Annotated in this window: 22 protein-coding genes; 15 read left to right on the forward strand and 7 right to left on the reverse strand. The window is 58.1% G+C overall.

Annotation, left to right across the window (positions count from 1 at the left end; genetic code table 11):
- The first annotated feature begins 106 nt into the window (after positions 1–106).
- On the forward strand, positions 107–589 hold the full coding sequence (locus C2U68_RS05035; protein ID WP_140911425.1) for a YchJ family protein: 483 nt from the start codon (positions 107–109) through the stop codon (positions 587–589).
- Positions 590–617: 28 nt separating this feature from the next.
- Here the strand turns inward: C2U68_RS05035 and C2U68_RS05040 are convergent, their stop codons facing one another.
- The 3 genes from C2U68_RS05040 to hemF all read right to left on the reverse strand — a co-directional run bounded on the left by C2U68_RS05040 (position 618) and on the right by hemF (position 4,355).
- A complete protein-coding gene (locus C2U68_RS05040; RefSeq protein ID WP_140911426.1) occupies positions 618–2,627 on the reverse strand; it encodes an autotransporter domain-containing protein in 2,010 nt (669 codons plus the stop codon).
- A gap of 161 nt (positions 2,628–2,788) precedes the next feature.
- Positions 2,789–3,229: a copper resistance protein NlpE gene (locus C2U68_RS05045; protein ID WP_260839221.1), complete on the reverse strand. Its 441-nt coding sequence runs from the start codon at positions 3,227–3,229 to the stop codon at positions 2,789–2,791.
- 208 nt (positions 3,230–3,437) lie between these two features.
- Complete coding sequence (hemF, locus tag C2U68_RS05050; RefSeq protein WP_140911428.1) at positions 3,438–4,355, reverse strand: oxygen-dependent coproporphyrinogen oxidase; 918 nt, start codon at positions 4,353–4,355, stop codon at positions 3,438–3,440.
- Positions 4,356–4,679: 324 nt separating this feature from the next.
- Here hemF and C2U68_RS05055 point away from each other — a divergent pair, with 324 nt between their 5' ends.
- Positions 4,680–5,768, forward strand: a complete 1,089-nt coding sequence (locus tag C2U68_RS05055; protein ID WP_140911429.1) for a phosphatidylinositol-specific phospholipase C — start codon at positions 4,680–4,682, stop codon at positions 5,766–5,768.
- Between the two features lie 156 nt (positions 5,769–5,924).
- On the opposite strand, the gene C2U68_RS05060 is transcribed toward C2U68_RS05055, so the two are convergent.
- Positions 5,925–6,992 (reverse strand): lytic transglycosylase domain-containing protein, encoded by a 1,068-nt coding sequence (locus C2U68_RS05060; protein WP_140911430.1) that lies wholly within the window; start codon positions 6,990–6,992, stop codon positions 5,925–5,927.
- A 141-nt stretch (positions 6,993–7,133) separates the two neighbouring features.
- On the opposite strand from C2U68_RS05060, the gene C2U68_RS05065 reads away from it, so the two are divergent.
- From C2U68_RS05065 to C2U68_RS21095, 12 genes are all read left to right on the forward strand, one after another.
- A complete protein-coding gene (locus tag C2U68_RS05065) occupies positions 7,134–8,120 on the forward strand; it encodes a hydrolase (RefSeq protein WP_140911431.1) in 987 nt (328 codons plus the stop codon).
- Positions 8,121–8,206: 86 nt separating this feature from the next.
- Entirely contained in the window at positions 8,207–8,650 is a 444-nt protein-coding gene (locus C2U68_RS05070; RefSeq protein WP_140911432.1) for a low molecular weight phosphatase family protein, read from the forward strand.
- A 108-nt stretch (positions 8,651–8,758) separates the two neighbouring features.
- Positions 8,759–9,763 (forward strand): GTP 3',8-cyclase MoaA, encoded by a 1,005-nt coding sequence (moaA, locus tag C2U68_RS05075; RefSeq protein ID WP_140911433.1) that lies wholly within the window; start codon positions 8,759–8,761, stop codon positions 9,761–9,763.
- Positions 9,764–9,778: 15 nt separating this feature from the next.
- On the forward strand, positions 9,779–10,138 hold the full coding sequence (locus tag C2U68_RS05080) for a YajD family HNH nuclease (RefSeq protein WP_140911434.1): 360 nt from the start codon (positions 9,779–9,781) through the stop codon (positions 10,136–10,138).
- Complete coding sequence (locus C2U68_RS05085; protein WP_140911435.1) at positions 10,138–10,707, forward strand: DNA-3-methyladenine glycosylase I; 570 nt, start codon at positions 10,138–10,140, stop codon at positions 10,705–10,707. Before C2U68_RS05080 ends, C2U68_RS05085 begins: the two co-directional genes overlap by 1 nt.
- A 4-nt stretch (positions 10,708–10,711) precedes the next feature.
- Positions 10,712–11,182: a pyridoxamine 5'-phosphate oxidase family protein gene (locus C2U68_RS05090; RefSeq protein WP_140911436.1), complete on the forward strand. Its 471-nt coding sequence runs from the start codon at positions 10,712–10,714 to the stop codon at positions 11,180–11,182.
- Positions 11,183–11,232: 50 nt separating this feature from the next.
- Complete coding sequence (locus tag C2U68_RS05095) at positions 11,233–14,502, forward strand: EAL domain-containing protein (protein WP_140911437.1); 3,270 nt, start codon at positions 11,233–11,235, stop codon at positions 14,500–14,502.
- A 93-nt stretch (positions 14,503–14,595) separates the two neighbouring features.
- Entirely contained in the window at positions 14,596–15,558 is a 963-nt protein-coding gene (locus C2U68_RS05100) for an ABC transporter substrate-binding protein (RefSeq protein ID WP_140911438.1), read from the forward strand.
- On the forward strand, positions 15,558–16,319 hold the full coding sequence (locus C2U68_RS05105) for an ABC transporter permease (protein WP_186289500.1): 762 nt from the start codon (positions 15,558–15,560) through the stop codon (positions 16,317–16,319). Before C2U68_RS05100 ends, C2U68_RS05105 begins: the two co-directional genes overlap by 1 nt.
- Positions 16,316–17,056, forward strand: coding sequence for an ABC transporter ATP-binding protein (locus tag C2U68_RS05110; protein ID WP_140911439.1), 741 nt, complete (start codon positions 16,316–16,318; stop codon positions 17,054–17,056). The genes C2U68_RS05105 and C2U68_RS05110 overlap by 4 nt, the downstream gene beginning before the upstream one ends.
- A 1-nt stretch (position 17,057) precedes the next feature.
- Positions 17,058–17,618 carry an IMPACT family protein gene (locus C2U68_RS05115; protein WP_140911440.1) on the forward strand — a complete coding sequence of 187 codons (561 nt, stop codon included), beginning with the start codon at positions 17,058–17,060 and terminating at the stop codon, positions 17,616–17,618.
- 157 nt (positions 17,619–17,775) lie between these two features.
- Positions 17,776–17,937: a hypothetical protein gene (locus C2U68_RS21095; protein ID WP_186289501.1), complete on the forward strand. Its 162-nt coding sequence runs from the start codon at positions 17,776–17,778 to the stop codon at positions 17,935–17,937.
- 88 nt (positions 17,938–18,025) lie between these two features.
- On the opposite strand, the gene djlA is transcribed toward C2U68_RS21095, so the two are convergent.
- Positions 18,026–18,829 carry a co-chaperone DjlA gene (djlA, locus tag C2U68_RS05120; protein ID WP_140911441.1) on the reverse strand — a complete coding sequence of 268 codons (804 nt, stop codon included), beginning with the start codon at positions 18,827–18,829 and terminating at the stop codon, positions 18,026–18,028.
- Between the two features lie 69 nt (positions 18,830–18,898).
- Between djlA and C2U68_RS05125 the strand changes: the two genes are divergently transcribed.
- Positions 18,899–19,792, forward strand: a complete 894-nt coding sequence (locus C2U68_RS05125; RefSeq protein WP_140911442.1) for a phosphoribosylaminoimidazolesuccinocarboxamide synthase — start codon at positions 18,899–18,901, stop codon at positions 19,790–19,792.
- Positions 19,793–19,844: 52 nt separating this feature from the next.
- Here C2U68_RS05125 and C2U68_RS05130 read toward each other — a convergent pair whose 3' ends face one another.
- Both C2U68_RS05130 and C2U68_RS05135 read right to left on the reverse strand, forming a co-directional pair.
- The gene (locus C2U68_RS05130; protein ID WP_140911443.1) at positions 19,845–20,171 is read right to left on the reverse strand and encodes a P-II family nitrogen regulator; all 327 of its coding nucleotides are present in this window, start codon (positions 20,169–20,171) and stop codon (positions 19,845–19,847) included.
- Between the two features lie 9 nt (positions 20,172–20,180).
- Positions 20,181–23,249: an efflux RND transporter permease subunit gene (locus C2U68_RS05135; protein ID WP_140911444.1), complete on the reverse strand. Its 3,069-nt coding sequence runs from the start codon at positions 23,247–23,249 to the stop codon at positions 20,181–20,183.
- Between the last annotated feature and the right edge of the window lie 12 nt (positions 23,250–23,261).

Raw genomic sequence — 23,261 nt, forward strand, 5'->3', positions numbered from 1 at the left:
AAACGAAGCTTTCAAATTGTTCCATGCCCCAAACGAGACTTGGCATTGGAACTACTCACCGCCAAAGCCGCCTGAAGCGGGAAGGTTTAACCAACGGAGAACCCCAGTGAATTTATGCCCCTGCTGTTCCGGCCTGGATTTTCAGGCCTGCTGCGGCCCGATCATCGCCGGCGCGCCGGCCGCGACGGCCGAGGCACTGATGCGCTCGCGCTACAGCGCGTTTGCGACGCGGCAATTGGATTACATCGCCCAGACCCAAAGCCCGGAAATTAGCGCCAAATTCGGCCGCGCCGATATCGAACGGATGGCCGACGAATGCGAATGGACCGGTTTGCAGATCGTCGACCGGGCCGAACGCGGCGACTCTGCGGAGGTGGAATTCGTCGCCCGCTTCCGCCAGCACAATCGGGAGATGCTGCACGCCGAGCGATCCGAATTTCGCCGCGAAAACGGGCGTTGGCTATACGTCGGCGGCCATGCCGAATTGCGCGATGCGCAACGCGCCTCCGCTAAAGTGGGGCGCAACGAGCCGTGCCCGTGCGGTTCCGGTAAAAAAGCCAAGAAATGCTGCGGTACCGGCGCGGCATAAGACCTGCAGCCTGCATAAAAACGCCTGCTCAAAAAGAAAACCGCACGCCGGCATTAAAGGTATGCCGGCTTTCGTGCTGTAAACTGAGCACGGTTTCGTATTGGATAAAAGCCGAGCCGCCGTTAGGTAGCGTGGCCGATACCGAACTGCGTAGATTCAGATAGTCGCGGTCCGGCCCACCGGTCCGTACCGAAAAGGTATTGCCGGAACGGTCGTCGACGAAACTGGCCAGAATCCGCCGCGCATCCTTTTGATATTCGTGCTCCCATTCCAGATTGACTTGCGGCGTGAATACGCCGAACGGCGTGCTGGCGGCGTAGTTGACGATAAAGCCCAAGCCGCTGGTCGCCGACACGATCTCTTGCTCGGCAATGGCCAGATTCAACCCGGCGGCGCCGTGTTCGCGGTAGGCGCCGATCACCAGTTTGCTGTATTCGCCGCGCCCGCGCAGACCGAAGGTCCAGGCGCCCCAGGGATAATCGTAGCCCAGCGTCGAACTATAGCGCTGCTGCGCGCCGTCGACGTCGGCCTTGGCTTGTTCGTTGACCGGGCCGAAAGCGTCGACGTAAGCGATATTGCGGACGTTTTTGTAGGCATTAAAAGTGCCGTTGGCGATGAAATCGACGAACATGCTGTCGCTAATCGAGTACGAACCGAAACCGGACACGGTGTAGGCGTCGATATCCAATTGGCTGGCGTTGGCGCTGAGTTTGGAATCGGTGTAACCGTAGCCGGCGGAAACGCCGAGCAAGAACTTGCGGGTCAACCAATAGTCGGCGCCGATACTGACGCCGTAGGTTCTGGAACGGTAGCCGGGGTCGAGCCGGGTCTCACTGCGATCGCCGGTTTCGAACTGGCCGTTGGCAAACAGACCCAGACGCTCGAACAACTCGCCGTCGCCGGCCGCGCCGCCTTTGGCCCGATACGGCGCCAAACCGGCCAAGGTCGAACCCGGCAAACTTTGCCCGTCCACATTCAACGACAGCCCCTTCAGGCTGATGCCGGTCGCGCCGCCGCGCAGCTCGATCAGGCGTTGGTTGATGTTATTGACTTGAATCCGCGACAAGCGGCTGCCGCTCAGGGCCTGGGATACGGTTTCCTCGGGCGCCAGATTTTGCAGGGCCTCAGTGACTTTCTCCAGGCCGCCCGGTTGATTCAGCAGCAAGGCGATGCCCTCGGCCCGCTCCAGCAGGGCCGGCGACGCGCCGCCGCCGGAAACGATATTCTCGACCACTTCGATCAGGGTTTTGTCTTCCGGATCGGGGCCGGCGTCGCTTAAAACGCCGTCGGCCACGGTCACGGTCACGGTCGCGCTGGCCTGGACGTTATTGGTATTGCTGACGGTATAACTGAAACTGTCGGTACCGACGAAGCCCGGCGCCGGGGTATAGACCATGCCGTTCCGGCCGTTGCCGATGCTGCCGTGGGCCGGACTGCCAATGCTAACGAGTTGCGCCGCATTGAGGTCGTTCGCCAGCGGATTGATGGCCACCGGCAGATCCTTGGTCGTGGCGTAGCTGTCGTTGTTGGCCTGCGGGTCCGGTTCCGTTATCGTCAACGACGTGGAATAGCTGGGAAACTGGCCGTTAAAACTGCCGCCGGAAGCCACGACCTGGCCGCCAATCAGGATCGACATATTGCTGAATTCGCGGCCATTTATGCTGATATTCAACGGCGTAGCGTACGGCAGCAGGAAATTCTCGGAAAAGGTGCCTGCCGTCGTAAAGTTACCGTAATCGCCGTAGGTCCGGGAAAAAATGGTTTGCGAGGTATTGGCGTTGACGATGCTGAGAAAACCGAAAGCGGCAGCATCGAAGGTGTGGTCGTAAATATGCACCCCGGCCCGCTGGCCGCCGGCTTCGAAACCAAGCCCGTAGAGTTGCAGGGAATAAAATTCGCTGGATACCGGAGCCGAGTCCGGCAATGCTGCCGCGCCAGTCAAAGACCAGCTTAAGCCCAGCGCTGCGACTCCGACGCCATAGCGCCGCCGAGCCAGCGCGTGCTGTTGCCGGGATAATTCGGTGATCAGGTCGAGCATACAATCCTTGGTGCTGCCAAATTCGGATTCGCCCCCGGTTAAGACTGACCGAGGGCGCCAAAATAAAATTTATCAGCCTGGAATTATAGATGCTCTCGCCGATTTATCGGGCCGCCGGCTGCGGCCCGGAGGCGAGCGACGTTAACAACAGCCGCCAGCCGCTAATGGATGTGCACTTCGCGGGACTTGGCCTTGTCGCTACGGCTCAGGGTGTAATCGTCCTGATCGCCCGCCAACGGCTGGCCGTCTTTATTCAAATGCACCAAGGTGCCTTGGTCCTTGATCGCAAACAGGCGCTTTTCCTCGGATTTATTGGACACCAAAGTCAGAATCCGGCTGTTATCGTCCCAAGCGTATTTACCCTTGTCGTAATACTCGCGGGAGGACGCCTGCGCATATTGAGTAACCAGCAAGTAATTATTCTTTTGCTTTAAGGACAAGGTCATTTTAAAACCGTCGCAACCTTCCTTTTCGCAAGGCAGATAACCATAGAACACGCCGCGAAAGCCGCCGGTCGGATCGGCTTCCTCCATCTCGGCATGCTTGGAGTGGTCCATGTTCTGCATTTCCCGCGCCTTCAGCGCTTTTTCCTGCAATTTCATGTCCGACTCCGCCCAGGCAGCGTGACCAAGCGGCAGTAATGCGCCGAAAACAATCATCGTCGCAGTCTTTGTTATTGTTTTAGTTAATGTTTGCATACCAGATTTTTCCGTTTTCAAGCGTGGTTAAAGACGAATTCGAATAGTTCCGCAACCAAGAATACCAGTTTATCGGCCGAGATCAATTTGGCGGCTATCGCTCGATTCGGCGTCAATTTCCCAACCAATTTTGAGGTTTTAGATACTTTTCGTATAACTCGGCTTCGGCACTGCCCGGCGCGGGCTGCCAATTATATTGCCAGCGGGCCAGCGGCGGCATCGACATCAAAATCGATTCGGTGCGGCCGCCGGTCTGCAATCCGAACAAGGTGCCGCGGTCGTATACCAGATTGAATTCCACGTAGCGGCCGCGGCGATATAACTGAAAATCGCGCTCCCGCTCGCCGTAAGGGGTATTCCGCCGTTTTTGCACGATTGGCAAATAGGCCGGGATGTAATGATCGCCGACGCTTTGCATAAAGGCGAAGGCCTGGGCGAAATCGGGTTCGTTCAAATCGTCGAAGAACAGGCCGCCGACGCCGCGGGTTTCGTTGCGGTGTTTCAAATAGAAATATTCGTCGCACCACTTTTTATATTTGGGGTAAACCTCATCGCCGAACGGTTGGCAGGCGGCGCGGGCGGTGCGATGCCAATGCTCGACGTCTTCCAAAAACGGGTAAAACGGCGTTAAATCGAAGCCGCCGCCAAACCACCAGATCGACGGCTCGCCGTCTTTTTTGGCGATGAAAAAGCGGACGTTGGCATGCGAGGTCGGCACATAAGGGTTGCGCGGGTGGATCACCAGCGACACCCCCATCGCCTCGAACTGCCGGTTGGCCAGCTCCGGCCGTTTCGCGGTCGCCGACGGCGGCAGGCTGTCGCCGAACACGTGGGAGAAATTGACGCCGCCCTGTTCGAATACCTGGCCGCCGGCTAACACCCGGCTGCGGCCGCCACCGCCCTCGGCCCGCTGCCAGGCGTCTTCGGTGAAGTGCGCATCCGCCTCTTCCGCCTCCAGCGCGGCGCAAATCCGGTCTTGCAAATCGAGTAAATACTGCTTTACCGCAGCTATTTCGGGGTCGTGGCTCATGCGGCAGGCTCCTGTGGTAACGAAACGAGCCGGCAAAATTAACACAAATTCGGCGCGGCGAAAGCAGGCAAGCCGCTGCCGACGGCACGATTTTTCCGGCAGCCGCTAGCGGCTAGCGAGTTACGGCATATTGTACTGCTTACGAAATATCGTATCGAAATCGGCCCTCATCTCAACGCCAGCAGTCGGCAAAATTCAAAATAATCGTTTTTTATCAAATACATAAAAAATATCGCCCAATCCGGCACGGGCTTTGCGATGTAGTTAGCGACCGAAGCAATCGGCATTAACCCAACAAATTTCCGCCAAAAAGAGGACGCTACTATGAACATCAAATCCATTTTGACCGCCTGCACATTCGCCGCCGCGATCGCCTTCGACGCCGGTGCCGCCACCGCCATCGACCACGCCGCCTATTCCCACGACAGTTACAACGGCGCCGTCAATCCCAAATGGCTGACTGCGCTGCCGGATACGCTGAGATTGAGCCAATTGTCGCTACCAGGAACTCACGATTCGATGGCTTTGTACGGCGGCGACATTCCCCAAACCCAGTCCATGGACCTGGAAACCCAATTGAATGCCGGCATCCGGGTGCTGGATATCCGTTGCTGGCATATCGCCAACAATTTCCAAATCGCCCACGGCATCGTGTTGCAAAACGCGACCTTCAGCGACGTTTTGGATACCGTCGACGCCTTTCTGGCGGCGAATCCGGGCGAAACCGTGGTGATGCGGGTCAAGGAGGAAAATACCGGCAAGAACAATACCCGCAGCTTTGCCGACACCTTCAACGCCATCGCCAGTAAATATCCCGGCCTGTTCTGGACACCGAACGGCACAAGTAATCCGACACTGGGTTCAGTCCGCGGCAAGGTGGTGATGCTGCAAAACTTCGCCGGCGTGTTACAGGGCATCTCGTACTCGTCGCTGGAAAACCAGGGCACGGTGCAGGACAACTACGAACTGAAAACCAACTGGGACTTGTACGGCAAATGGCAGCAGGTCAAAAGCCAAATCATGTCGGCATCAACCGGCGACAGCAATAAAATCTATCTGAATTACCTGAGCGGTGCGACCGGCGCCTTCCCGTATTTCGTCGCCAGCGGCCACAGTTCCCACGAGACCGGCGCGCCGCAATTGATGACCGGCCTGACCACGCTGACCAACCCGAATACCTATCCGGATTTCCCAAGGGTCAGTTGCCTGGGCAGCCTGTGCTCGATCGCCTTCCTGGGTACCAACCAGCTCAGCAGTAAATTCATCGCCGATCTGCGCCTGAATTACGCCACTTTGAACGAATTGTACAAACGCTTGAATCTGAACATCCGCCTGACCAAACGGGTGGGCATCATCATGGCCGACTTTCCCGGCATCAGCCTGATCAACAACGTGATTGCGATGAACAGGTAAACCGAATGCCAGTGAGTTAAGCCGTCATACCGGCAGGGATTGCCGGTATCCAGTCCACAGGGATGTGGCAGCCGGCATTCACTGCCGGGATGAGAGTTTTTCCAAACTGAACGGCATTGGTCCGAATCTCCGCCGGACTGCCTGCCAACCCGCCGTTCAAAGCCCCGGAATCCCCACCTGTTGGATATGGACGGCGTTATCGCCCTCCTCGTAGGCCAATAACTTGCCGTCGTGCCGCCACAACTTGAACGCCAACGCATAGGACAACACCCGGATCGGGTAATCCCGCGGCAGGGTTTGCAGATAAGGTTGCATCGTCGCGAAATCGCTGGCGCCGTACTGCTGCATGATGAAACGCAAACCGCCGTTGCGCGGGCCGATGTTATACGCCAGCAAGCCCAGGAACAGATCATCGTTCATTTCTGCCAGGTAGTGCTTGAAAGTCGCCGCGGCGAGATAGGCGTTGTGGCGAGGGTCGGCGACCGAGGGCTCGGCCACGCCGAGTTCGCGGGCGGCTTCGCGGGTGATGGATTTGGGTACCGCGGTAATTTGAAACAAGCCTTTGCCGCCGTCGCGGCTGTCGCGCGGCATGAACGACGATTCGGTCGCGGCGATACCGTGCAGCAAATCGGCATCGACATCGAACGCCTTTGCCGCATCGGTAATCGCCGGATCGAACGCCGCCGCCCGCGCCAGCATTTTTTGCAGGCCGCCGGTGTCGTGCCGGCGATACGCGGCATAAACTTGATGCGCCAGCGTCACCCGCTCGGCCTCCTGCTTGCCGCCGACCAGGGTCCGAAAATGAGTGAATACCGGCGTGTAACCGTCGTGCAGCACGAACCAAACCCAGCTAAGCGCCAACGCGACTGCCGTCGCGGCCGGCAAATAGCGCAAACGCTCGCTGAGCCAGCGCCGCGCCTGCCACCAGACAATCAACAATAATGCCGCAGCCAACACCAGCAACACGACACCGCCGGCGAAAGGCAACAAATTGGCAAAAAAACCGGGGCCGGACAACCAGCTGGCCGAATAGCCCAGCAGAAACATGGTCGCCAACACCGCGGCGACGGCCAGTGCCGCAATTTCCAGACTGAGCAGCCAGCCGTTCCATTCCGCCCGAAACGGCGGTTTGCGTTTGGCTTTACGCGGCGGTTTGGCGCGGCCGGCGCGAGCCGGTGGCCGCGGCTTTGCCTGAGCTTTTTTTATCGGTACAGGCCGGGACATCGAACCATCGGAAATTCAGCGAAGGAAATAGGGGGAGCGGATTTAGCTGCCGAAACCGCACCGGCTGGCATTTGCCGCGAGCGGCGGTATATTCTGCGGCTGGTATTCATACTCGGCTCAACTATAAAGCAGGCGCCTACCATGCACAACGCTTTCCGCCCGGCCTGGTGGCTGAACGGCCCCCATCTGCAAACCATTTATCCGGCCTTGCTGCGGCGGACCGCGCCACCGGCCGCGATTCGCCGCGAACGGCTGGAAACGCCGGACGGCGATTTTCTGGATATCGACTGGTGCGAAGACGAGACCAAACCGCTGGTGATTTTGCTGCACGGCCTGGCCGGCAGCAGCCGCTCGGGTTATATCGCCGGTCTACAACACAGCTTGCCAAGCCAGGGCTTTGCCAGCGTGGCCCTGAATTTTCGCGGCTGCAGCGGCGAAATGAACCGCTTGGCCCGCTGCTACCACTCCGGCGAAACCGAGGACATCGGCTTCTTGCACCGGGAACTGCGCCGGCGTTTTCCGCGCCGGCCGCTGGCGGCGATCGGCTTTTCGCTGGGCGGCAACGTATTGCTGAAGTGGTTGGGCGAGCAAGGCACCGATGCCGACCTGTTCGCCGCCGCCGCGGTGTCGGTACCGCTGGTGCTGAGCGAATGCGCCGACAAACTGGACCGGGGTTTTTCCAGAATCTACCGCGACTACCTGTTGCGGGAATTGAAGCAATACATGCGGATCAAGCAACGCCATCTGGAGGCTATCGGCCGCGACGACCAGGCCGAACGAATCCGCCAACTCGGCGATTTGCGGCCGATTCGCTCCTTCTGGCAATACGATGATCGGGTGGTAGCGCGGCTGCACGGTTTCGCCGACGCCGCGGACTATTACCGCCGCAGCAGCTCGCGCCAGTTTTTGCCGCTGATCCGGGTGCCGACCTTGTTGTTGCAAGCCAAGGACGATCCGTTCATGACCGAACGCGTGTTACCGAGTCCGGCGGAACTGTCGGCCGCAGTGCATTTGGAAATCAGCAACGGCGGCGGCCATGTCGGCTTCGTCGGCGGCGCGGGGTTCCGGTCCGCTTACTGGCTGGAAGCAAAAATCGGCGGATTTTTGCAGGCGCAGTTGCCGGCCTGACCGGACAGACTTGAAAACGGCCCGGCGGCGTTGTCTAATGCCGGGCACCGTTAAACGCTGGCCTACTGCCATGGGCAGACCTTCGCATGCATGATCAAGTCTTGTTTCTTTGCACCGGCAATTACTACCGCAGCCGTTTCGCCGAGTACCTTTTTAACCACCACGCGCCGGCTTACCGCTTGCCGTGGCGCGCCGATTCGCGCGGTTTGGCGATCGAATTGCTGGAACCCGATGCCGGGCCGATTTCGCCGCACACCCTGCGTGGCCTGGCTTTGCGCCGAATCCCTGCCGAACCGGTAAGGCCGCCGCTCGCGGTCGACGAACCCGATTTGCAGCGCGCCCGCCTGATCGTGGCCTTGAAACGCAGCGAGCATCAGCCGATGTTGGTGCAACGATTTCCGGAGTGGGTCGAGCGTGTCGAATACTGGCAAGTCGACGACATCGGCGACAGCCATCCGGATCAAGCCCTGCCGCAAATCGAAACCGCGGTACTCGGGTTGTTGCAACGTTTGGCCGACGCCGGCCGCTAACCACCGAATCCGGAACTGCTCAGGAAACGCGCAATCTGAGCTTGAGCCGTTCTTACACTGGGCGGCAGCGTGTTACTATTTGTTTCCTTTCGTTTTCATTGTTCTGTAATGGCACCGAATAAACCGTTGCAACTAATAGACCGCTTCGGCCGAGTGGTCAATTATCTGCGGGTCTCGATCACCGACCGCTGCGATTTCCGTTGCGTCTACTGCATGGCCGAAGACATGGAATTCCTGCCGCGCAGCCAAATTCTCAGTCTGGAGGAAATTCGCACGATCTGTCAGGCCTTTGTCGAACTCGGCGTGACAAAGATTCGGGTTACCGGTGGCGAGCCGTTGGTGCGAAAGGGCGCGCTCGGTCTGCTGCGCGAAATCGGCAGTATGCCCGGCTTGAACGAACTGGTACTGACCAGCAACGGCTCGCAACTGGTCGAAATGGCCGACGATTTGCGCGCCGCCGGCGTCAAACGCCTGAATATCAGCCTGGATACCCTGCATCCGGAAAAATTCCGGGAACTGACCCGCACCGGCAATTTACAACGGGTGTTGGACGGGCTCGCCGCCGCCCGCGCCGCCGGTTTCGAGCGCATCAAACTGAATGCGGTGATCATGAAACACCGCAACCACGACGAGGTCGTCGATCTGGTGCAGTTTGCGCTGGACCATGGCCTGGACATCAGCTTCATCGAAGAAATGCCGCTCGGCGTGGTAGACCGCCACCACCGCGGCGAGAGTTTTTATCCCAGCGACGAAATCCGCCGCGACTTGAGCTGTCGTTTCAACTTACAAGCGATCGCCGACAACACCGGCGGTCCGTCGGCTTACTACCGCGTCGACGGTAGCGCCAGCCGGGTCGGTTTTATCTCGCCGCACAGTGCCAATTTCTGCGGCAGCTGCAACCGGGTCAGGCTGACAGCGGAAGGCCGCTTGCTGCTGTGTCTGGGTAACGAGCACTCGGTGGACCTGAAACGCGTGGTCAGGGAGCAGCCGGGCGATATGGCCGCGCTGAAACAAGCCATCGTCGCGGCGATGCAGATCAAACCCGAGAAACACGAATTCAATATTCACGAACAGCCGGTGATTTTGCGGCACATGAACGCGACCGGCGGTTGAGAAACGGAGGACACCATGTCGGATAACAAAGCCTACCATATCGTTGCCGAAGCCCGGCGCTACAAAGAAGAGCGGGAAAAAGGCTACCGGGAACAGGCCTTGAAACTGTATCCGTGGATCTGCGGACGCTGCGCCAGAGAGTTCGACCATAAGAATCTACGCGAGCTGACGGTACACCATATCAACCACGACCACGACCACAATCCGCCCGACGGCAGCAATTGGGAGCTGCTGTGTTTGTACTGCCACGATAACGAGCACCAGCGCTACGAAGAACAGGTGCGCTACGGCGGCAAAAGCAGCACGGACGGCAAATCGCCAACGGCGACTTTCAACCCGTTCGCCGATCTGAAAAAAATGATGAACAAAGACTGATGGCGGCCAAATGCGTCTGGGCGCTGGCCAGCGCCAACGAGGAGCGCTACCACGACAGCGAGTGGGGCGAACCGCTCCACGACGACCGCGGCCTGTTCGAATTTCTAGTGCTGGAAGGCGCCCAGGCCGGCCTGAGTTGGCGCACGATCCTGGACAAACGCCCGGCTTACCGTAGCGCTTTCGATGGTTTCGACCCGCGGGCCGTCGCCGAGTACGGTCCGGCCAAACTCGAACAGTTATTAGCAAACCCCGGCATCGTCAGAAACCGCTTGAAAATCCAGTCCGCCGTCGCCAACGCCAGAGCATTTCTGACGGTACAACAGCAGTTCGGCAGCTTCGACAGTTACATTTGGGGCTTTGTCGACGGCCGCACGCTGCAGAACCGCTGGCAAACTCATGCCGAAATACCCGCCTATTCGGCGGAATCCGAACGCATGAGCAAGGATCTGCAAAAACGCGGCTTCAAGTTCGTCGGCCGCACCATCTGCTACGCCTATATGCAGGCGGTGGGGATGGTCAACGACCACACCGTCGATTGCTTCCGCCACGCGGAATTGGCCCGGCCATAAAGCGATGCAAGCCGCCGCTCCGGAAGCCGATTGTCTGCGCCTGATCGCCGCGAGCGACGCCGCGACGATCGCCAGTGGCGCGGCCGACGGGGATGCCGAAGCCAGCTATGCGCCGGTGTTGCAGCACGACGGCGTGTTTTACGTTTATGTCAGCGGCCTGGCCCGGCATACCGGCAACATGTTGCTGCGCCGGCAGGGTTCGTTACTGTTTTTAGGCGAGGCGGCCGGGAATCCGTTCGCCAGACCCAGAGCCAGCGTAAACTGCGCGGTCGCCGAAATCGAGCCGGACCATCCGCATTACGTCGAATTACTTGATAGCCTAGAAGCCCGTTTCGGCAACGTCGTCGGTCTGCTGCGCACCTTGCCCGATTTCCGCTTGCTGGCCTTGACGCCGACTCGCTACCACTATGTTGCCGGCTTCGGCAAAGCCTATAACTTTAGCGCCAACCCACGCGACCCGGCCCAGTCAGGGTAAACTATTCCGGATCAGCACGCTCGACCGACCATGGAGCCCGCTTAACCGTCATGCCTGTTTTTCTTAAACCGCTACTGAGCAACAGTTTTTTCGCGTTGGCGTATTTCATCGGCGGCTTTCTGGGGCATTTGCTGGCTATTCCGCCCAGCGAAGCCAGTGCGATTTGGCCGCCGGCCGGTATCGCCCTGGCCGGCATGTTGCATTCCGGTCGAAAAATCCTGCCGGGTCTGGCAATCGGCGCTATCGCCGCCCAAACCTATGCGTTCTCCGGGCTTACCGACGTCCAGTCGCCGGCGTTAGCCTATTGGGTGGGTTCCGCTGTCGCCATTGCCGCCTGCGGTCAAGCCTGGCTCGGCGCATTTTTAATCAACCGCTGGATCGGGCCGCACAACCCGTTGCTGGAAGACCGCCACATCCTCCACTTCTATGTCTTGGCCATCGTCAGTTGCCTGCTGACACCGACGCTGGGCACCAGCTTGCTTTACTTGCTCGGATGCATCGAATTCTCCGGGATCGGCCTTAACTGGAGTACTTGGTGGGTAGGCGACTCGATCGGCACGGTGATCTTCACTCCCATCCTGCTGGCTTTCATCGGCGCCCCGCGCCACACTTGGCGCCAACGCCAACAGTTCGTGGTATATCCGCTGGCGGCAACCCTGTTACTGGTTGTAGTCGCCGTAGCCTACAGCAGCAATCTGGAGAACCGCCGTATCCGCGAATTATTCGAGAGCCAGACCAATTTGCTGCACCAGAGCATACAGCAGCATTTCGACAACGACGTATTGAACAACCAGTTGTTGAAGGCCTTGTTCGACAGCTCCGACAGCGTCGACCGCAACGAATTTCGCTTATTCGCCCACACCATATTCAGCCGCCATCCGGAACTGGAAGTTCTGGAATGGTTACCGAAAGTCGGACGCGCCCAGCGCCGCGAATTCGAAAACCGGGAAGGGATGCCAATTCTGGAACGCAATGCTCAAGGCGCCAATACCGCGGCAGCGGAGCGCGATTTTTATCTGCCGATAACTTACTGGTTCGGTAATGAACAAAACCTGGGCCTCGATGCACTGACTCAACCCGAACTGCGCGACGCCATGGAACAAGCCATCGCCTCCGGCAAAACCAGCGCCACCGGCCCGTTGACGTTTAGCGATGGTGAATTCGGCTTTGCCGTATTTTCCCCGGTCTACGCCAAGGGCAAACCGCTGGGTTCGGTTGCGCAGAGCGAAGCACATTTGCTTGGCCTGGTGGCCAACGTCTTCCGCCTGGGCAGCGAAGTCGGGGAAATCGTCACCCGCCTCGAAGCCGACGAGTTGTCGTTGAGCATATACGACGGCGACCGGATGCTGTTTGGCGAAACCGCAGCGGAGTCTGCTGTCAGCCTGATGCAATTGCAGCGGCAATTGGAATTAAAAATAGCGGACCGCATCTGGAATATTCGTTACCGGCCGTCGGCCAAGTTCTACAGCGACCAACATTCCTGGACGGCATGGCGGTTATTGGCGGGCAGTTTTCTATTGTGCGGCCTGACCAGTTTCGGCCTGATGCTGATGACCGGCCGTACTGCCCGCATCGAAGACTTGGTGGCGCTGCGCACCCGCGACTTGCTGCGCAGCAACCAAGCCCTGAACAGCGAAATCGAGCGCCGCAAGCGGCAAGAAAACGAATTGCGGATTGCCGCCGCGACGTTTCAGTCGCACGAAGCCATCATGGTGACCGACGCCAAAGGTACGGTTCTGCGCGTCAACGAAGCCTTTAGCCGCATTACCGGCTATAGCCCGGAAGACGTGATCGGCCGGCGGCCGGATCTGTTGACCAAAGTCCGCCAAACGCCGGGCTTGCTACACGGGCTGTTCCGCGCTTTGCTGCGCGACAACCAATGGCGCGGCGAGATCTGGAACCGGCGCAAAAACGGCGACGTGTTCCCGGAGCGGCTGACTGTGACCGGCGTCCGCGACGAGAGCGGCAAGCAACTGAACTATGTCGCGATTTTTTCCGACATCAGCGACCAAAAGGCCGCCGAGCGCGAGATCCACGAGCTGGCGTTTTACGATCCGCTGACCGGCTTGCCGAACCGGCGCCTGCTGTTGGACCGCTTGAAACAGGAAATTGCCGCCGCCAAGCGCCAACATTGCTACGGTGCGCTGTTTTTCCTGGATCTGGACCATTTCAAAACCCTAAACGATTCCCGCGGCCACCAGGTCGGCGACGAGTTGCTGACCCAGGTGGCTCAGCGTTTGCGCGCCATCATTCGGGAGGAGGATACCGCCTGCCGCCTGGGCGGCGACGAATTCATCGTCATGATACCGGGTCGTTACAACGAATTGGCCCGAGCCACGCACCACGCGGTGATGCTGGCCGAGAAGATTCTGCACACCATCAACCAGCCATTCACTGTACAAGGCAGCGAACACCATTTTTCCACCAGCATCGGCGTCACACTGTTCCCGGAGGCCGCCGAACAGCCGGAAGCGGTGATCCAGCAAGCCGACACGGCGATGTACCGTGCCAAGGAAGGCGGCCGCAACGGCATCAGCTTCTACCGGCCGTCGATGCAGGAAACCGCCGACCGCAGGCTGACGTTGGAAAAGGAAATTCGCGAGGCATTAAAGCAATGCCAATTCGTGTTGCATTACCAACCTCAGGTCGACGAAAGCGGCCGGGTGGTGAGCGCCGAGGCTTTGATTCGCTGGCAGCATCCGCAGCGCGGCATGATTTCTCCGGCCGAGTTTATCCCGATCGCCGAAGACACCCGCCTGATTTTGCCGCTCGGGGAATGGGTGATCCGCGAGACCTGCCGCCAGATCCGTGCCTGGGACCGCGAGAACCGACCAATCGGCCACGTTGCCGTCAACGTCAGCTCGCGCCAATTCCGCCAGCCGGACTTCGTCGAACAAATCGAACGCATTCTGGCCGACGCCGGCCTGTCTGCCGATCGTCTGGTGATCGAATTGACCGAAGGTTCCGTGATCAGCAACATCGACGATACCGTCAGAAAAATGCGCGATTTACAGCGTTTGGGGGTCAAAACCTCGATCGACGATTTCGGCATCGGTTACTCGTCCCTGTCCTACCTGAAAACCTTACCGATCAGCCAGCTCAAAATCGACCAAAGCTTTGTCAGAGACCTACCTGAAGACCAAAACGACGCCGTTATCGTCGAGACGATTATCAACATGGCGAAAAGCCTGCGCCTGCACGTAATTGCGGAAGGCGTGGAAACCGAGGAACAAATCCTGTTTTTGCGGGAAAAAGGCTGTTTGTCCTACCAGGGCTACCACATTGGCCGGCCGGTTCCGGCCGCTCAGTTCCACAGTTGACCGCGGGTTTGGAAACGGCTGGGAGAAACGTTCTTACAATCGCCGCGGCTGCGTTAAAATCGCCAGCTCGACATTCAGCCAGGGATAATAAAGATGAACTTGAAAATCGGCCTGTTTACTGCGGCGGCACTGTTCGCTGCCATCGGCGACGCCGCCGAGAAAACCGCGATCAGAGTCGGCGCCATGGCCTCCGGCACATTGAGCTGGGAATTGGCGGCGATGCGAAACCAGGGCTTGTTGGATCAGGCCGGCTTCGCCGTGGAAAACGTCGCCGTCGCCAACCAGCAGGCCGGTAAAGTTGCGCTGCAAGCCGGCGCGGTCGATCTGATCGTCTCCGACTGGATCTGGACCTCGAGCATGCGCGGCGAAGGCATCAAGTTGAGTTTTTACCCGTTTTCCGATACCTCCGGTGCCTTACTGGTCGCAAACGATAGCCCGATCAAAACGCTGGCCGACCTGAAAGGCAAAAAACTGGGGGTCGCCGGCGGCGAACTGGATAAAAACTGGCTGTTGCTGCAAGCCTTGGGCCGGCAGCAGCAATTGGACCTGAATACCGGCGTCGAAAAAATCTACGGCGCACCGCCCTTGCTCAGCCAGCAATTGCTGGATAAGCGCGTCGATGCGCTATTGACCTACTGGCAATTCGCCGTTCGCCTGGAAGCCAGGGGTTACCGCACCTTGCTCAGCGGCGAAGACATCGTCCGCCAATTAGGTATAGCCGAGACTGTGCCCAGCATCGGCTATGTTTTCAAACAGGATTGGGCCGATCAGCATAAAGCCGCACTGAAGCAATTCTTCGAATTGAGCAGACAAGCCCGCGACAGCTTGTGCACCAACGATGCGGAATGGGCGAAAATCCTGCCGCTGACCGAAGCCGGCAACCCCACCGAGCAAGAAAAACTCCGCGCCGGTTACTGCAAAGGCAGTATCGAGCAATGGGCGCCAGCCCAACAAACCGCCGCCGAAAAGATTTACCGGATGCTGCATCAGGTCGATAGCAAACTGACCGGCGCTTCCGACCGGATACAGCCCGGCACGTTCTGGTCTGGCGATTGATGATCTCCGGTATCACCGGACAGCGTAACGGCGTCGTTACGCTGTTATCGCTATTACTGTTGTTAGGCATCTGGCAAGCGGCGGCGATGTCGCTCAACGATCCCAGTCTGCCGCTGCCGGCAAAGGTGGCCGGAGTATTCTGGCGCGCAACCGCTTCCGGCGAACTACCGCATCACCTGGGTGCCACGCTGTATCGGTTGGCCGTCAGTTTTTCGATTGCGATGCTGCTCGGTTGCGCGATCGGCCTGTTGTTAGGCAAAAACAAAAGCCTGGACGCGTTCTTCGACAATTGGCTGGTGATTTTTCTGAACATCCCCGCTTTGGTCACGATCATCCTGTGTTACATCTGGTTCGGCCTGGACGAATCGGCAGCAATTCTGGCGGTCGTGGTCAACAAATTGCCGAACGTGGTGGTCACGATCCGCGAGGGCGCGCGGGCGCTGGACAAGGATTTGCTGGAAATGGCGCAGAGTTATCGTTTCGGCCGCAAAAAAACGCTGCTGCACGTGATTTGGCCGCAACTGCACCCGTTCGTGATGGCCGCCACCCGCTCCGGACTGGCCCTGATTTGGAAGATCATTTTGCTGGTGGAATTGCTGGGCCGTAGCGACGGCATGGGTTACCAATTGCATTTGTTTTTCCAATTGTTCGACGTCGCCAGCCTAATGGCTTATACCTTTGCTTTCGTCGCAGTGATCCAAGCCATCGAATGGCTGGTGTTGCGTCCCATGGACCGGGCGGCGCTAAGGTGGCGGCGATGAACGCAATCAGTATCAGCATTCAAGACAAAACCTACCGCGACGGCCATGGCGGCGGTCAGCATAGGACGATCGCCGACTTGCAGTTCGAGGTCGAACCCAACGAATTCGTCTGTTTGCTGGGCCCATCGGGCTGCGGCAAAACCACACTGCTTAACATGGTGGCCGGCCTGGACAGTCACTACCAAGGCCAAATTCGGATTGGCGGCCAAGCCGCCGTCGCTAAAATCGGTTATGTGTTTCAAAGTCCGCGGCTGCTGCCGTGGCGGACCGTTCGCCAGAACATCGAATTAGTCTTCGCCGGCCCGCCTCCGGCCGCACTGATCGACGAACTACTGGCCGGCATGCAGCTCGATGCGGTGCAACACAGTTATCCCGAGCGCTTGTCGCTGGGCATGCAACGCCGGGTGGCAATTATCCGCGCCTTTGCCGTGAATCCCGATATCCTGCTGATGGACGAGCCCTTCGTGTCGCTGGACGCGCCCAGTGCCCGGCAGGTGCGGACGCTGCTGTATGCGCTGTGGCAACAACGGCCGCGTACGGTCTTGTTCGTCAGCCACGATTTGCGCGAGGCAATCGCACTGGCCGACCGCCTGATCTTCTTGTCGCCGCCGCCGATGCGTATCGTCAGCGATATTACCGTCGATATACCGCGCGACGGCCGCCACGACGAAGCCCAAATCGAAGCCTTCCGCGAATATTTGTTGAGTCAGCATCCGGCTATCAACGGATTGTTGTAACGTGAAAATCGTCGTCGCGGCCTGCCAGGTCGAAGAGCTCATCAAGAAATCCCGTTTCATCGGCATCATCAGTCCCTGCCGTTCCGAAGCCGAGGCGCTGGGGTTTTTAAACGACCTGCACCGACGTTATCCGGATGCCAGCCATATCGTTTACGCCTACCGGATCCAGTCGGCCGACGGTCTGGTCTGCCGCTTTCATGATGCCGGCGAACCCAGCAGCACCGCCGGCAAACCGATATTTCAACATCTGGAAGGTAAGCAACTGATCAATCTGCTGGTCGCCGTCGTGCGTTATTTCGGCGGCGTCAAACTCGGTGCCGGCGGCTTGACTCGGGCTTACGGCAATGTCGCCAAAGCGGTGATCGAAGCGGCGGACATTGTCGACTACATCGAATTTGCCGAAGTCAGCCTGACCTTGGACTACAACCAATTGCAGCCGCTGGAATACCAGTTAAAAAAATTGGACGGCTGCATTCTGGCGCAGGATTTCAGCGACAACGTGCGCCTGACGGTAAAGCTGCCCAAGCACCATCTGGCTTCTCTCAACGCCTTTCTGGCATAAAGCCGGCTTATAGCAGCCCAATGTGACAGCTTTATTGCAGAATTGTTTCCCAATAAGAAACAAGATGTACACTATAGCCGGTATTGTAAATAAAAGAACTAGCTCATATATTAGAACCGTCTTCATTGAATTGACTGTCATCAGTCAGGGAGAAAACATGAGCAAATCTAACAATCTTTACCGAGACATACTCACTGGTCTGTTTTTTACCTCCGGCGTGTTTGGCTTCATGTCGGGTGAGTTCATTATCTCCACCATGCTGTTCGGAGCCGCCACTATTTCCAGCAATCTGGACTTTAACGGCTCGTTCCGCGCTTAACCTGTTTGTTGTACCTCCTCACGCGATCAAGCAGTAGCTCTGTTTAGCTTAGCTCGCTCACCTGTCACCAGGTGACGCGGGCATTTTTTTAAAAGCCCCGGCTTTCTTTGATCGTTTCGTAAGCTTTTCTGATCTGCTGGGTTTTCTGTTTGGCAAGCGCCATCATTTCTTCCGGCAAACCTTTCGCCACCAATTTATCCGGATGATGCTGGCTCATCAGCCGGCGGTACGCTTTTTTGATTTCTGCCTCGCTAGCTTGGGCCGATACCCCCAGCGCGGCATAAGCATCCGTCAATCGCGGCGCGGCCGGCTCCGCGGCGGAAGACCTGCCGCTCTGCTGGCGAAAACGCTGTTGCGCGGCAACCTGGCCCTTGATCAGCCGATATTCGAATTCCGACAAGCCGAGCTGCCGGCAAATATCCGCCAGCAAGGCTTCCTCGCTGGCATCGAACACGCCGTCGGCAAACGCCGCCTGCAATTGGATTTCGACGAACATCCGCACCAAATGCGTACGTCGGTGGCACTCGTTGCGAAATTGCTGCAGCACCTCCGCCAACGGAAAGCCGGCTTGCTTACCCTGGCGAAATAAGTGGATCGCCGCGTCGCGCAATTCCGGCGTCAGCTCCATATTGTCCATGACCCGGTTGGCCAAGCCGATTTCCTCGCTCGACACCCGGCCGTCGACCTTCGCCACATGCCCCATCACGGCAAAGGTCGCGGTAAAAAACGCGGTCTGTACCCGATGCTGCTCGCCCGGATGCAAGGTCTGATCCGCCATGCCTTGCATCCCGGCATCGAACTGGTGTCCGACCGCGGCACCGAAAATGGCGCCCAGCGGCCCGCCCATCAAGAAGCCGAAAGCGCCGCCAACCAATTTACCCAACCAACTCATGCGTTAACTATCCCTCTTTCGATTAATGATAAAATTTCGACCAATATCCACTGACTATCCGCCCCCGATATGAACGTCCCCGCCGCACTATACGAATCCTCTCTGCCGCATCTGAAACTGCTCGGCCGCGGCAAAGTCCGCGACATGTACGAAATCGACGACAGCCATCTGCTGATCGTCACCACCGACCGGATGTCGGCGTTCGACGTGATCATGCCCGATCCGATTCCAGGCAAAGGCCGGGTATTGACCAGCGTCTCCAACTTCTGGTTCGAAAAAATGCGCGACATCATTCCGAACCACTTGAGCGACGATTTGACCTTGGCCGACGCGATTCCAGATCCGGAGCTCAGAGCCCAGGTCGAAGGCCGTGCCATCGTCGTCAAACGCCTGAAACCGTTGCCGGTGGAAGCCATCGTCCGCGGTTACCTGATCGGTTCCGGCTGGAAGGACTACCAGCGTTGCGGCGCGGTCTGCGGCATCGAACTGCCGGCAGGCCTGCAACAGGCGCAGCAACTGCCGCAACCGATCTATACGCCGTCCAGCAAAGCCGAAGTCGGCGTGCACGACGAGAACATCAGCTTTGCCGACACCGTGGCGTTGATGGGAGAGGAAATCGCCGGCAAAGTTCGCGACGCCAGCTTGCAACTGTATACCACCGCTGCCGAATACGCCCGCCAGCGCGGCATCATTATCGCCGATACCAAGTTCGAATTCGGCCTGGACGCCGCCGGCACCTTGTTCCTGATCGACGAGGCGCTGACGCCGGACTCGTCGCGCTTCTGGCCGGTCGAACAATACCAAGTCGGCATCAGTCCGCCCAGCTTCGACAAGCAGTATTTGCGCGACTACCTGGAAACCTTGGATTGGAACAAAACCGCTCCCGGCCCGAAATTGCCGGAAGAAGTCAGCCGAAAGTGCGCCGAGAAATACCGCGAGGCGGAATTGAAGCTGTTGGGCTGAGCGCTGCCAAATTCAGCTGCATTCGCCTTTGTCGGGCTGACGCCGAAACCGCTCAGCCCAGATCCGCATCCCGTTCGCCGGTACTGATCCGGCCGCCCGCCACCGCCTCGACGATGTAGACCTTGCCGTCGCCATGGTGGCCACTATGCGCCACCTGCATGATGGTCTGAAAAATGGTCTCGACCAGATGCTCCGGGGCGAAGATTTCGATCCGCTTTTTGGCCAGAAACGGTTTGTAATCCTGTACGTGCTCGGTGCGTTCGCGGCCGAAACCTTCGCAATCCATGATCGACATCCCCGGAAAATCCGGAATTTCCATCAAGGCCATCGTCAATTGGTTGAGTTTATGCGGCTGAATATAAGCGCGGATTTCTTTCATGACCATCCTTTAAAGCTCGTCGGCTTCGGCAAAGTAACGGTATAGCGCCGGCAGCAGGGTCAAGGTTAGCAAGGTCGCGCTAATCAAGCCGCCGATAATGACCACGGCAAACGGCTTGGCGGTCTCGGAACCGACGCTAGTAGATAATGCTGCCGGGAACAAGCCCAGCATCGCCATCAACGCGGTCATCACCACCGGCCTGAGCCGGCTGACCGAGCCGTTGACGATCGCGTCGTGCAAGGATTGGCCCTCGCGGCGCAGCTTATTCAACTGCGACACCAGAATCACGCCGTTCTGCACGGCAATGCCGAACAAGGCGATGAAACCTACCGCGGCGGAGACGCTGAGATTGATGCCGGTTGCCAGCAGGATCAATAAACCGCCGATCAACGCAAACGGCACATTCATCACGATTAAAAGCGCATTTTTAACCGACATGAAGGTCCAGAACAACAACACGAAGATCAAACCCAGACTGATCGGCACGATAATCGCCAAGCGCTTCATCGCCCGCTGTTGGTTCTCGAACTGACCGCTCCAGACGATGCGGTAACCGGGCGGCAACGCCACTTGCGCCGCTACCTTGGCTTGGGCTTCGGCAACGAAGCTGCCCTGGTCGCGGTCGATCAAATTGCATTTGATCGCGATCCGGCGCATGTTTTCTTCGCGGCTGATACGGGATGCGCCTTGGTTGACCTTGATCGTCGCCAATTCTGACAATGGTATCAATTGCCCCGCCGGGGTTTGCACGGTCAGGCTTTCCAGGCCGGATATCGAATCGCGGGCGTTTTCGGCATAACGCAACGCGATATCGAAACGGCGTTCGCCTTCCAGAAACTGGGATGCCGCTTTGCCGCCCATGCCGATTTCCAATACCTGTTCCACATCGGCCACGTTGATGCCGTAGCGGGAGATCTTGGCCCGATCGATGTCGACGATGACCTGGGCCAGACCGGCTTGCTGTTCGGCGGCGACGTCGCTGGCGCCGCGAATGCCGGCCAGGATGTGGGTAATCTGGTCCGCCTTGTCCTGCAGGGTTTGGAGATCGCTACCGAATACTTTGATTGCGATCTCGCCTTTAACCCCGGATATGGCTTCTTCGACGTTATCCTGAATCACTTGGGAAAAGTTGGTCTGAATCCCCGGAAAAATCGCTAGCGCCTTGTCCATGGCCTGGACCAGCTCGTCTTTTTTGGCGTAACCCCAGGTTTCCTTCGGCTTCAGGTCTATCAACACCTCCAGGTTGTTGAAGCCTTTAGGGTCGGTGCCGTCTTCGGGGCGGCCCAGTTGGGTCAGGATGGTTTTGGCTTCGGCGAAGGTTTCCAAGCGGTCGCGAACCTTGCGTTCGATATCTTTGGCGGTGGTCAACGATACCGGCGTCGGCAGCGTGATGGTCAGCCAGATATTGCCCTCGTCCAGTTTGGGCATGAATTCGGTGCCGATCAAGCGCACCGACAGCACGCTCAATGCCAAGGTGCCGACCGCCGCGAAAAACACCAATCGGGCATGTTTCAACACCCATTCCAGAATGTTGCGGTAATGGTGCTCCATCGCATGTACCAGCGGATTATGGCGTTCGGCCAGCTTGGGCCCGAGTAAATAGGTCAGCATCGACGGGATAAAGGTCAGGCTGAACAGCATGGAAGCCACCAACGCAAAGCTCAGCGTGTAAGCCATCGGCGAGAAAATTTTGGCCTCGACCCGCTGGAAGGTAAAAATCGGCAGAAAGGCGATGATGATAATGATTTTGGAGAACAAAATCGGCCGCCCCATTTCGGTCGCAGTATTCAACAAGGATTGCCGCAAAACGCGGATGTCGGCGCTGCGCTGCATATCCAACGTCACCTGCACCATGACGGCTTCCACCAGCACCACGGTGCTGTCGACGATGATGCCGAAATCAATCGCACCGAGCGAAATCAGATTGGCGGAAATGCCGCCCAAGTCGACCAGGATAAAGGCAAACAGCAACGACAACGGGATGATCAGCGTGACCAGAAAGGCGGCCATGAAACGTTGCAGAAACACCAGCAGAATGATCAAAATCAATACCGCACCTTCGACCATATTGTGTTCGACGGTATGCACGGTATGTCCGACCAGTTCGGTACGGTCGTAAATCGGCGTAATTTTCACGCCTGGCGGCAAACCGAACGCATTCAATTCTTCGATTTTCTGCTTGACGCCGTCGAGTACACCGACCGCGTCGCGGCCTTTGATCAGCAGCACGATGCCTTCGACGATATCGTCGCGCTGGTTTAGCGAGACGATTCCGGTCCGTGGTTGCGGGCCGACCCGAATCTCGGCGACGTCTTTGACCCGGATCGGCACGCCGTCGTTGCTGGCGACGACGATTTCGCCGATCTCATCGGCCGATTTCAGTAAACCGATGCCTCTGACTACCAAGGCCTCATCGCCATCCTCGATATAGCCGCCGCCGGTATTGGTGTTGTTGGCCGCAATGGCGCTATAAACCTGATTCAGATCCAGCCGGTAGTTTTTCAGACTATCCGGCCGGACTACAACCTTGTACTCCTTGACGCCGCCGCCGTAAGACACCACGTCCGCCACCCCTTGCACCGTACGCAGGCGCGGCTCGATTACCCAATCCTGCAAGGCCCGTTGCTCGGTCAACGGCAGGTGTTTGGCGTCGATTACGTAACGGTAAATCTCGCCGACACCGGTCGATAGCGGCCCGATTTGCGGTTTAACGTCGTCGGGCAGATCGGCGCCGCGCAAACGTTCCAGGACTTGCTGGCGGGAGAAATAGTCTTCGGCACTGTCATCGAAGGTTAGCGTTACCACCGACAAACCGAAAATCGAGACCGAGCGCATGTTGATCAGATGCGGCAAGCCGTTCATCTCCCGTTCGATCGGTAACGAAATGATCTTTTCCACTTCTTCTGGCGCTTGGCCGGGAAATTGCGTCACCACCTGCACGAACACGTTTTGCACGTCCGGAAACGCCTGCACCGGCAGATTCTCGAAGGCAACGATGCCGGAAACGGCGATAGCTAAGGTGGCGCCGATCACCATCAGGCGCTGTTGTAAACAAAAAGCGATAACGCGGGCAATCATCTCGGCGATCCT

The organism is Methylomonas koyamae (assembly GCF_006483455.1).
In the GTDB taxonomy this organism is placed as follows: Bacteria; Pseudomonadota; Gammaproteobacteria; order Methylococcales; family Methylomonadaceae; genus Methylomonas; species Methylomonas koyamae_B.